We start from the raw sequence: 10,284 nt of genomic DNA, 5'->3' as shown, positions 1-10,284 counted from the left end.
TCCTCGCGCGCACCGAGCGAGGAAATGATCATCGGCACCTTGTGCTTCTCGCAAAGCGCCATGTCGTGATCGAGCCGGTTGTTCGACTTGTGCACGATCTGGTTCACCGCGAACGGCGCCGACGGCCTGATCCTGGTCGCGGCCGGCGCCGGCGGTCATGCCGGTACGCTGTCGCCGTTCCCGTTCGTGTCGGAGACGCGGCAGTGGTTCGACGGGCCGATCGCGCTGTCGGGCACCATCGCCAACGGCCGCGCCATTCGCGCCGCGCGCATCATCGGCGCTGACTTCGCCTATATCGGCTCCGCCTTCATCGCGACCAAAGAGGCAAACGCGGTCGAGGGCTACAAGAGCATGATCACCAATTCCTCGGCCGAGGACATCGTCTACTCCAATTTGTTCACCGGCGTGCACGGCAACTATCTGAAGCCGTCGATCGTCGCGGCCGGCATGGATCCGGAAAACCTGCCGACATCAGATCCATCGAAGATGAGCTTCGGCACCGACTCGTCAGGCGAGCGCGCCAAGCCGAAGGCCTGGAAGGAAATCTGGGGCTCGGGCCAGGGCGTCGGCAGCATCTCCAAGGTGGTGCCCGCGGCCGAGCTGATTGGCCGGTTCAAGAAGGAATACGACGAAGCGGTCGATCCGGCGCTTTGATGGAGCCGATCTTTCGCGTTGACGGCGACCGCGTCGTCACCAGTCCCGATGCCGCGGGTCCGTGGGACCCGCGGATGCAGCACGGCTCCGCGCCGGCGGCGCTGGTGGTATGGGCTGCCGAAGCGATCCCGACGCCGGTGCCGATGCGGATCGCGCGGGTCACCATCGACCTGATGCGCCCGGTACCGGTGGCGCCGCTGACGGTTGCGAGCGAGATCCTGCGCGACGGCCGCAAGATCCAGCTCTGCGGCGTCAGGCTGCTTGCCGACGGCGTTCTCGTCGTCTCGGCCAGCGTGCTGAAGATCAAGCAGCAGGCGGCTGAGCTGCCGCCGGATATCGCGGCCCTTCCGGTCGATCTGCCGGGCCCCGACGAAAGTCCGGCCGAGCCGGGTAATCTTGCGAACAGTCCGTTCGTGAAATGCATCTCGATGCGGGCCGCGCGCGGCCGCTTCGGCGTGATGGGCCCTGGCGCGATCTGGTTCCGCGTCAACCAGCCGCTGATCGCGGGCGCGGCCGTCTCGCAGGCGATGCGCGCGGTGGTCGCCTCGGACTTCTCCAACGGCACCTCGCCGGCGCTCGATTTCAATCAATGGACCTTCATCAACGCGGATCTCACCGTCAGCCTGGCACGCGAGCCGGTCGGCGACTGGATCCTGCTCGACGGTGAATCCTGGATCGGGCCCGACGGCGCCGGGCTTGCGATGTCGCGGCTCGCCGACACCGGCGGCTATTTCGGCCGCGCGGTCCAGAGCCTGGTCATCGAGCGGCGCTAGCCTGCTCGTCTCCCACCTCCCCTTGAAAAGGGGAGGTCGCTTTGCTCGTGAGAGCAAAGCGGGTGGGGATCTGTTCTCTCCACAAACACCGCCGTCTGCGGCTGACCCCCATCCCGACCTTCCCCCTTTCAGGGGGAAGGCGAAGGCCGGCCACGTCTACGGTGCATGGGGTTGTTTCACCGATTTCGCGATCCAGGCGCGGCGCCAACCGGCTGCGGCTACGGCGAAAAATAACCCCGCCTGGCGGGAACGGTTGGCGGCACCAGCGAGTTTCGCTCCGGTTAGGGGGCCCCATGACGCCTATCGATCCCGCCGCCGGCATCGTGGCATTGGCCGCCCGGCGGCTTCGTGCTGTGCCGGCCGGTCCCTGCGCCCGGCCGCCGCAGGGACAGACGCGATGAAGCCCGGCCCGTCCTCGGAACGCGCGGTCATCCTCGCCGCGAGCGAGCGGGACGCCGTCAGGACTGCCCATCTGATCAAGGAAGCCGGCTACTACGCCAACATCTGCGGCGACCTCGCCGAGCTCGAGCACCAGATCGCAAGCGGGGCGGGCCTTGCGATCATTGCCGACGAGGCGATCAGGACCGCCGACCTCGCCGGCCTGACGCGCTGGCTGAACGAGCAGCCGTCATGGTCGGATTTTCCCATCGTGCTGATCAGTGAGAAGGGCGGCCCCGAGCGCAATCCCGAAGCGGCGCGGCTCGGCCGTGCGCTGGGCAATGTCACCTTCATCGAGCGGCCGTTTCATCCGACCACGCTGGTGAGCCTGGTCGCCGCGACGGTGCGCGGCCGCCGCCGCCAATACCAGACCCGTCAGATCCTCGAGGACCTGACCGAGAGCGAAGGCCTGTTGCAGACCGCGCTCGATGCCGGGCATCTCGGCGCGCTCGAGCTTCATCTGCCAGATTTCGAGCTCGAGGCGTCGCCGACCTGCAAGACGTTCTTCGGGCGCAATCCCCGCGGTCCCTTCACCTATCAGGAACTGCTGGATGCGGTGCATCCCGACGACCGGGCCCGCCGGAGTGAGATCGTCGAGCAAACGTTGCGCACCGGCGCGGATTACCGGATCGAATACCGCAACATCTGGCCCGACGGCACCGAGCACTGGGTTGACGTGCGTGCCCGCGCGGTGCGCCGGCCCGACGGCAGCATCCGCTCGCTGGTCGGGGTCTGCTCCGACATCACCGCGCGCAAGACCGCGGAGATCGAGCGCGAGGCGCTGCTGGCGCAGCTCGCCGCCGAGCGCACCGCGCTTGCCGAACTCACCGCGACGCTGGAGCAGCGGGTCGAGCAGCGCACTGCCGACCTGATGAAGGAGGTTGCCGCGCGCGAGCGGGCGCAGGAGCAGCTCCGCCATGCCCAGAAGATGGAGGCGATCGGCCAGCTCACCGGCGGCGTCGCACACGACTTCAACAATCTGCTGATGGCGGTGATGGGCAATCTCGATCTGTTGCGCAAGCGGATGCCGGAAGACCCGCGCCTGCAGCGGCTGGTCGACGGCGCGTTGCAGGGCGCCGAGCGCGGCGCCTCGCTGACGCAGCGGCTGTTGGCGTTCGCGCGGCAGCAGGATCTGCGCGCGGTGCCGGTCGATCTCGGTCTGCTCGTGCGCGACATGAGCGATCTGCTCGAACGCTCGCTCGGACCGCGCATCGTGCTGAGGCTCGACATACCCGAGGGGCTGCCGCCGGCCTGCGTCGATACCAACCAGCTCGAGCTTGCGGTGCTCAACCTGGCGATCAATGCGCGCGATGCGATGCCGGATGGCGGTGTGATCGAGATCCGCCTCGCGGCCTCGCAGACCAGGAACGATCTGGCCAAGAACGATCCGATCAAGAGCGATCAGGCGCTGGAGCCCGGCAACTATCTGAAGCTGTCGGTGGTCGACAGCGGCACCGGCATGTCGCCGGACGTGCTGAAACGGGCGATCGAGCCGTTCTTCTCGTCGAAGCCGGTGGGCAAGGGCACCGGGCTCGGCCTGTCGATGGTACATGGGCTCGCGGTCCAGCTCGGCGGCGAGTTGCAACTGTCAAGCGCGGTCGGCAAGGGCACCACGGCCGTGCTGGTGCTGCCGGTCGCGACTGCCGTGCCGGCGGTCGAGAGCCCGCCGCCTGCGGCGCAGACGGTCAAGCGCTCGGCGATCATTCTGCTGGTCGATGACGATCCGCTGATCGCGATGTCGACCATGGAGATGCTGGAGGACCTTGGTCATCGCGTGATCGGCGCCAGCTCCGGACCGCACGCGCTCGATATCCTCAGGAGCGACCAGGAGATCGACCTGATGATGACCGATCACGTGATGCCCGGCATGACCGGGATCGAGCTCGCGGCGGCCGCGCGCAAGGTGCGGCCGCAACTCCTCGTCCTGCTCGCCACCGGCTATGCCGAATTGCCCGACGGCATCCAGGTCGATCTGCCGCGGCTGGCCAAACCCTATCATCAGGATCAGCTGCGCGAGCGGCTCGATCAGCTGCTGGGGCAGGGCGCAAAGCAGCAAGTAGCAACAGCCGCCACCGACAGTGTTGCCACGCCGTCCACTTTCTCACCATCACCCTGAGTGCCCGCTCTCTCACCGTCACCCTGAGGTGCGAGCGGAGCGAGCCTCGAAGGGCGACGGCCCGGCTGGTTGCCGCAAGCGGGGATAGCTCGAGCTGCCGTGTCGGGGGCCGTGCATCCTTCGAGGCGCGCAAGAGCGCGCACCTCAGGATGACGGGGATAGCGCTCTCACCCCACCATGCGGTCGCGGCCGGTCCAGAAGCGCGCCTTCAGCACCTTCTTGTCGACCTTGCCGACGCCCGTCATCGGCAGCTCCTTGACGAACTGGATCTGCTTCGGCGCGTGCGCCGAGCCCTTTTTCGCCTTCACCAGGCCGATCAGCTCGTCGGCGTCGGGCGTCGTGCCTTCGCGCGCCACCACGACGGCGGTGACGGCCTCGCCCCATTTGTCGTCGGGCACGCCGACGACCGCGACCATCGCGACATCGGCATGCTGGGACAGCACATCCTCGACCTCGCGCGGAAAGATGTTGAAGCCGCCGGAGACGATCATGTCTTTCTTGCGGTCGAGGATGAACATGTAGCCGCGCTCGTCCTTGCGGGCGATGTCGCCGGTGTGCAGCCAGCCGCTCTTCAGCGTCTCCGCCGTGATGTCGGGCCGCTTCCAGTATTCGGCCATCACATGCGTAGCACGCACGCAGATCTCGCCGGCCTCGCCGGTCGCGACCTCCTGGTCGTCCTGATCGAGGATATTCACCTGGCAGGCGGTGATCGGGAAGCCGCAGGACAGGAACAGCTCCGGCGTCTTCGGATCATGGTCGGCCTTGCGCAGCACCGAGACCGGATAGCATTCGGTCTGGCCGTAAAGCTGCGAGAACACCGGGCCGATCCGTTCGATGCCCTCGACCAGCCGGCTCGGCGACATCGCCGATGCGCCGTAAAGCAACAGCTCGAGCGAGGAGAGGTCGGTTCTGGGCAGCGCGGGATGATCCAGCATCACGTAGATCATGGTCGGCACGAACAGCGTGAAGTTGATCTTCTCGCGCTCGATGGTCGTGAACACGGCCTCCGGATCGAATCCCTTCAGCATGTGCACGGTGCCGCCGCGCATCAGCGTCGGCAGCACCTTGGTGCCGGCGACATGGCTGATGGGCGCCACCGTCAGGTAGCGCGGCGTCTCGGGAATCTCGAAGTCGGCGAGGATGGCGGCGGCGAAGCCGCCATATTCGCGGTGATAGCGCAGCGCGCCCTTGGATTTGCCTGTGGTGCCGCCGGTGTAGTTCAAGGTCGAGATGTCGTCCTCGCGGGCGAAGTTCTTCGCGGTCGCACTGCCGGCATCCTCGACCACCTGCAACAGGTCGGCGCCGTAGTCCGCCGCCCCGAGCGTGAACACGGTCTTCAGGCCCGTCGCCTTCGCCGTGAGCTCGCCACCGCGACCGCGAAACGTGATGCCGTCGACGATCAGCATCTCGGCCTCGGAGTCCTCGATCTGGAACAGCTGGTCGTCGAGCGAGCCGAGCGGGTGCAGCCAGGTGATCGCGAGCCGCGACAATTGCGCGGCGACGCCGGCGCACCAGCTGTCGGCGCGGTTGGCGGTGAGCATCGCGACGCGGGTGCCCGGCGCAAAGCCGAGCCGCATGAACACGCTCTGCATCCGTCCGATCAGGTCGGTCGCGCCCTGATAGCTGAGCGAGCCGCCCGGCCACGCGAACGCCGTGCGCGACGGATAGCGCGCCAGCGCCCGCAGGGTCTGTTCGCACACTGCCGGAAATGCATAGAGCGGATTGCTCATGTCGTGGTCTCCTCCCGCTTTGTCTTTGGCCTCTTGCGTGCCAATGTTGGCGGCAACGCTAACACAATGATGCAGGGATGAAACAACTTGTCCGCTGATCCTCTCGCGCGTTTTCGCCTTCGGCTGCCGCTGATTGCAGCGCCGATGTTTCTGGTATCGGGCGTCGAGCTGGTGGTAGCCGCCTGCCGCAACGGCGTGATCGGCTCGTTTCCGACGGTGAATTGCCGTGAGACGGAACAGCTCGACGCCTGGCTCGGCGATATCGCGCACCGTTTGCAGGCGCACGAGGATGCGAGCGGAAGGGCGGCAGCGCCGATCTGTCCGAACCTGATCGTGCATCGCTCCAACACGCGGCTACAGCAGGATCTCGCCGCACTGTTGCGGCACAGACCGGAGCTTGTGATCACCTCGGTCGGCTCGCCGGCGCCGGTGCTTGGCCCCCTGCACGATGCCGGCGCGCTTGTCTTCGCCGATGTCGCCTCGATCCGCCATGCCGAACGCGCGGCAGCAGCCGGCGCCGACGGACTCGTGCTGCTCACTGCGGGTGCCGGCGGGCAGACCGGCTGGCTCAATCCGTTCGTGTTCGTTCGCGCGGTGCGCGGATTCTTCGACGGCCCGATCGTGCTCGCCGGCGGTATCAGCGATGGCCATGCGCTGCGCGCCGCGGAGGCGCTCGGCTGCGATCTCGCCTATATGGGCACCAAGTTCATCGCGACGCGTGAGAGCATGGCGGACAACAGGTACAAGCAGATGCTGGTCGAGGCGACAGCCGACGACATCCTGCTGACGACGGCGTTCACCGGCCTGCAGACCAACATGCTGCGGCCCTCGATCGAGGCCGCCGGTCTCGATCCCAATGACTTGCCGGCGCGCGGCGCGATCGATATCGGCAAGGACATCGACATCGGCGCCCGCGAAAGCCGGCCGAAGCGCTGGCGCGACATCTGGAGCGGCGGTCATTCCGCTTCGGGGGTGACCGGGGTGCTCGGCGTCGACGAACTCGTGGCGCAGACGATCGCGGAGTACGAAGCGGCGAGTGCGCGGGTGCGGCTGGTCTGACCGCCTAAAAACCCCGCATGTCCGCTTAACGCGGCATTAACCATGCCAGTCCCAACTATGCGTCACGGGATGGTCCGCCGCCACGGCTGGCCGCCCGGCAAGTTGTGGGAATGCGACATGGCTTTTGAGGCGCTCCTTGCCAGGGATTCGGCCAAGACCCCGGCCTCACTCAACGAACTCCGGACCCGGGTGTTTTACGCCCTGCAGCGGCATCCGCTGTGCCGTCAGGTCGAATTCGACATCGTCAGCACCCCGCGCACCCGCCGCACCAACTGGACCGTCAGCATGCATTCGGTCCAGCCCGGCGCGCTATGGACCGCGCATGAGATCGTGGCCGACATCCAGGAAGCCTATGAGCTTGACGCCGTGGCCTGATTTTCGGTCCGTTTCGGGACGATTTCACCTATTTGGCGCTGTCACGGCACGCTAACGCCGCATTTCGCGCGCAGTTTGCGGTGACACCGGCCGGCAATGGAGTTGTTTTTGACCAGAGCCATCACCCTCGCCGCGCTGACTTGCTTCCTTCTCGCAGGCGCTGCGATCACAGCCATTTTGGGTCGTGACAGCCTGCCGGCGGCGCAGGCCGATGTCGGCCCGGTTGCCAATCGCGCCAGCAAGCAGGACAAGCTTGCGGTCACGACGCTCGCCACTGCCGCCTTTGAAGTGCCCCAGCCGGCCGCACCTCCGGCCAGTCCGTCGCCGCTGCTGCTGCGTGCGCAAGCCGCGATCCCGGGCGCAACCGATACGGTGCGCCAGGCTTACGCCTCCGTCGAACCCGCCGATATCGGCCTGCCGCAGATCACCGATCCTGTCGAAGCGGCCCAGCCAAAGATCGCCGAGCCCGCACCTGCGCCGGTCGCGGCTGCGCCGAAGCCCAAGGCTGCCGCCAAGCCGGCGCCGCAGAGGACCTACGCACTGCTCAGCGATGCGCAGATCGCCGGCATCAAGGATCGGCTCAAGCTGTCGTCGTCGCAGGAATATTACTGGCCCGCCGTCGAGACCGCGCTGCGCGCCGTCGCCCGCAAGATCCACGCCAAGCGTCAGGGCGATCCCGCCGCGGGCAACATGCCGATCGATCCCGACTCCGAGGAAGTTCAGCAGCTGAAGTCGGCGGCGATGCCGCTGCTGTTCCAGCTCCGTGAGGATCAGAAGAACGAGGTCCGTTCGCTGGCGCGCCTGATTGGCCTCGAACGCGTCGCTGCGATGATCTGAGCGCAGGGTTCGGTCGTAACCGAACCTGCGCTTCGCCGACATTCACCTCAGCCAAGCCGCATCGACAGCTCGACGTCTCCGCCGAACGGCGTCGAGATGTAGCCGCTCTCTGGTGCGCGCACGCGCGCCAGATAGTCGGGGCTATAGTCGGCATTGTCGGCGACCACGAAGGCGCCCGGCTTCAGGCGGCTCTCCACGAGATCGAGGATGTCGGGATAGAGCGCCTTGGCGCCGTCGAGCAGCACGAGCTCGATCGCATCGGGCAGACCTGCGCGCAGCGTCTGGAGCGCATCGCCCTCGCGGATCTCGACCAGGTCGTCAAGCCCGCCGGCGACGAGATTGTCCCGCGCGCGCGTCACCTTGGACGATTCGAACTCGCTGGTGATCAGGCGCCCGCCGCCATTGTCGCGCAGTGCGGCGGCGAGGTGCAGCGTCGAGATGCCGAACGATGTGCCGAACTCGACGATGTTCCGCGCGCGTGCGCCGCGCGCCAGCATGTAGAGCAGCGCGCCGGTCTCGCGAGAGACTGCGAGCGGTACATAGTTGAAGCGGCCATAGAGCGCGCGGTAGTCGGTCCTGCTTCGCATCAGGCGTGCCTGTTCCTGGTCGGAAAGGTCGGCCACCGCGAGCCGGGTTTCCTGCACCGCGGCGGAAGCTTGCGCGAACAGGCGATCGAGCAGGCCCGCGAGCTTGGGTGAGGTAAGCGTGGTCATGTGGGTCTCCGGTCAAAAAAGCGGCGCGTCCTTGCGCCTCGTCAGAAATACGAATAATTATTCGCATTCGCTAATCGCATTCCCTCAAGGCGTCGATGGCCGGCCGGCGAAGCCCTTCAATTTCCTCACGAAAACAGCCGCAACAGGCCCGCTCGAGCGAGCTCGTCGCGGCCATTCTGGATGCCGCTGTTCAGGTTTTGACGAAGCAGGGTGCGCAGGGTTTCACGACGGCGCGGGTGGCAGAGCGGGCCGGCGTCAGCGTCGGCTCGCTGTACCAGTATTTTCCGAACAAGGCGGCGATCCTGTTCCGGCTGCAGAGCGACGAGTGGCGGCAGACCACCGCTCTGCTGCGCGACATCCTCGAAGATGCCGCGCGGCCGCCATTGGACCGGCTGCGTGCGCTGGTGCACGCCTTCATCCGCTCCGAATGCGACGAGGCCGCGGTGCGCGTCGCGCTGAGCGACGCCGCGCCGCTCTATCGCGATGCGCCGGAGGCGCACGAGGCGAGGGCCTCCAGCGAGGGCACCATCGAAGCCTTCATGCGCGAAGCTTTGCCGAAGGCTCCCGATGCCATGCGCAGGATGGCGGGCGATCTGATCACGACGACACTGAGTGCGGTGGGCAAGGATTTTTCGGAGAGCCCACGAACGCGCGCGGAGATCTCCGCCTATGCCGACGCCATGGCCGACATGTTCTGCGCGTATCTGAAGAGCCTCGGAAGGCAGTGAAACGCGCAGCCTATCGAGCAGCGTTCACAGGTAGCGCTTGGCGGCCAGCAGAAAACCGAGCACGCCGCCCGTCACAGCGAAAACCATCACGCCATTGCAGATGCTGACGTAAGCGGCTGACCAACAGGAAGCGGTCGTCGAAGCCGTGGCGATCTTTTTCGGTTTCCGAGGCAAGCGAATGCATTCCTGAAAAAGCGCCGCCACCTGGTCAACACAGGTGACGGCGCCCGTCTGAGGGCTTCAGGGCGAAACCCCGCCTCAGCGTAGGCCGCGACTATGAACGGTTCGTATACCGCTCGGCGTCGCACGCTCGGATGTCGGCGCTGAAGCGAAGTTCCCTAGAACTGAGCGTAAGCATTTCGGAATGCGATGGCGCCGGCCAGCGATCGCGGCCGCGTGCGCACGGCGTGTCCATCGTTGCCGCTCGTGACGATCCACTTGCCGTTCTCTTGACCCACGATCTTGCCGACGTGGTGACGCCACACGACGATCGTGCCGACCGAGGGGCCGCCTGCATTGCTGCCGTATCGCGCCCAGGATCGCGCCAGATTGTACTGCGGGCCCGGATCGCTGCCGACCTGCGTGCGCATGAACCAACCGCACCACGCCGCCGGGCGACCCGAATGTGCGTGTGCATAGTGGCGATGATGATGGTGACGGCCGCGGGCTTCAGCAGCAGATGAAGCAAAGGCCAGGAGCACGGCGACAGCCGCGAGAGTTTTACGCATTACAAAGTCCTCTTGTTGTTGGCAGACCATCCGTGTTGTGGGAAGGGACGCAGCGATGATCTGCGATTTGGTTGCGAAGCGACCGCATCGGTCAGGCGACGCAAAACAGAGGCGGGGACATGGCCCGCTGCGG

10 protein-coding genes and 1 pseudogene are annotated in these 10,284 nt (G+C 66.4%); 7 read left to right on the top strand and 4 right to left on the bottom strand.

Annotated features, from left to right (window positions below):
* Positions 1–114: 114 nt before the first annotated feature.
* The 3 genes and pseudogenes from FNJ47_RS23160 to FNJ47_RS23150 form a co-directional block, all read left to right on the top strand.
* Positions 115–654: pseudogene (locus FNJ47_RS23160) on the top strand (NAD(P)H-dependent flavin oxidoreductase); the annotation flags it as partial.
* Complete coding sequence (locus FNJ47_RS23155; RefSeq protein ID WP_163157238.1) at positions 654–1,427, top strand: thioesterase family protein; 774 nt, start codon at positions 654–656, stop codon at positions 1,425–1,427. The pseudogene FNJ47_RS23160 and the gene FNJ47_RS23155, both read left to right, overlap by 1 nt.
* Before the next feature lie 397 nt (positions 1,428–1,824).
* A complete protein-coding gene (locus FNJ47_RS23150) occupies positions 1,825–3,981 on the top strand; it encodes a hybrid sensor histidine kinase/response regulator (RefSeq protein WP_163157236.1) in 2,157 nt (718 codons plus the stop codon).
* Positions 3,982–4,148: 167 nt separating this feature from the next.
* Here FNJ47_RS23150 and FNJ47_RS23145 read toward each other — a convergent pair whose 3' ends face one another.
* A complete protein-coding gene (locus FNJ47_RS23145) occupies positions 4,149–5,711 on the bottom strand; it encodes an AMP-binding protein (protein ID WP_163157234.1) in 1,563 nt (520 codons plus the stop codon).
* A 144-nt stretch (positions 5,712–5,855) separates the two neighbouring features.
* On the opposite strand from FNJ47_RS23145, the gene FNJ47_RS23140 reads away from it, so the two are divergent.
* The 3 genes from FNJ47_RS23140 to FNJ47_RS23130 all read left to right on the top strand — a co-directional run bounded on the left by FNJ47_RS23140 (position 5,856) and on the right by FNJ47_RS23130 (position 7,982).
* On the top strand, positions 5,856–6,770 hold the full coding sequence (locus tag FNJ47_RS23140; RefSeq protein WP_430649411.1) for an NAD(P)H-dependent flavin oxidoreductase: 915 nt from the start codon (positions 5,856–5,858) through the stop codon (positions 6,768–6,770).
* 117 nt (positions 6,771–6,887) lie between these two features.
* Positions 6,888–7,145: a hypothetical protein gene (locus FNJ47_RS23135; RefSeq protein WP_163157230.1), complete on the top strand. Its 258-nt coding sequence runs from the start codon at positions 6,888–6,890 to the stop codon at positions 7,143–7,145.
* Between the two features lie 108 nt (positions 7,146–7,253).
* Positions 7,254–7,982, top strand: coding sequence for a hypothetical protein (locus FNJ47_RS23130; RefSeq protein WP_163157228.1), 729 nt, complete (start codon positions 7,254–7,256; stop codon positions 7,980–7,982).
* Between the two features lie 47 nt (positions 7,983–8,029).
* On the opposite strand, the gene FNJ47_RS23125 is transcribed toward FNJ47_RS23130, so the two are convergent.
* Positions 8,030–8,695, bottom strand: a complete 666-nt coding sequence (locus FNJ47_RS23125) for an O-methyltransferase (RefSeq protein WP_163157227.1) — start codon at positions 8,693–8,695, stop codon at positions 8,030–8,032.
* Positions 8,696–8,790: 95 nt separating this feature from the next.
* On the opposite strand from FNJ47_RS23125, the gene FNJ47_RS23120 reads away from it, so the two are divergent.
* Complete coding sequence (locus FNJ47_RS23120; RefSeq protein WP_163157224.1) at positions 8,791–9,423, top strand: TetR/AcrR family transcriptional regulator; 633 nt, start codon at positions 8,791–8,793, stop codon at positions 9,421–9,423.
* A 24-nt stretch (positions 9,424–9,447) separates the two neighbouring features.
* Here FNJ47_RS23120 and FNJ47_RS23115 read toward each other — a convergent pair whose 3' ends face one another.
* Together FNJ47_RS23115 and FNJ47_RS23110 are read right to left on the bottom strand one after the other, a co-directional pair.
* Complete coding sequence (locus FNJ47_RS23115) at positions 9,448–9,627, bottom strand: hypothetical protein (protein ID WP_163157222.1); 180 nt, start codon at positions 9,625–9,627, stop codon at positions 9,448–9,450.
* 134 nt (positions 9,628–9,761) lie between these two features.
* Positions 9,762–10,013, bottom strand: a complete 252-nt coding sequence (locus tag FNJ47_RS23110; protein ID WP_163157220.1) for a C40 family peptidase — start codon at positions 10,011–10,013, stop codon at positions 9,762–9,764.
* Positions 10,014–10,284 lie beyond the last annotated feature (271 nt).

The organism is Bradyrhizobium uaiense, assembly GCF_010811875.1.
GTDB classification, from domain to species: domain Bacteria; phylum Pseudomonadota; class Alphaproteobacteria; order Rhizobiales; family Xanthobacteraceae; genus Bradyrhizobium; species Bradyrhizobium uaiense.
Note: the sequence above shows the minus strand (reverse complement) of the source record. Positions and strands in the feature narration are given on the sequence as shown.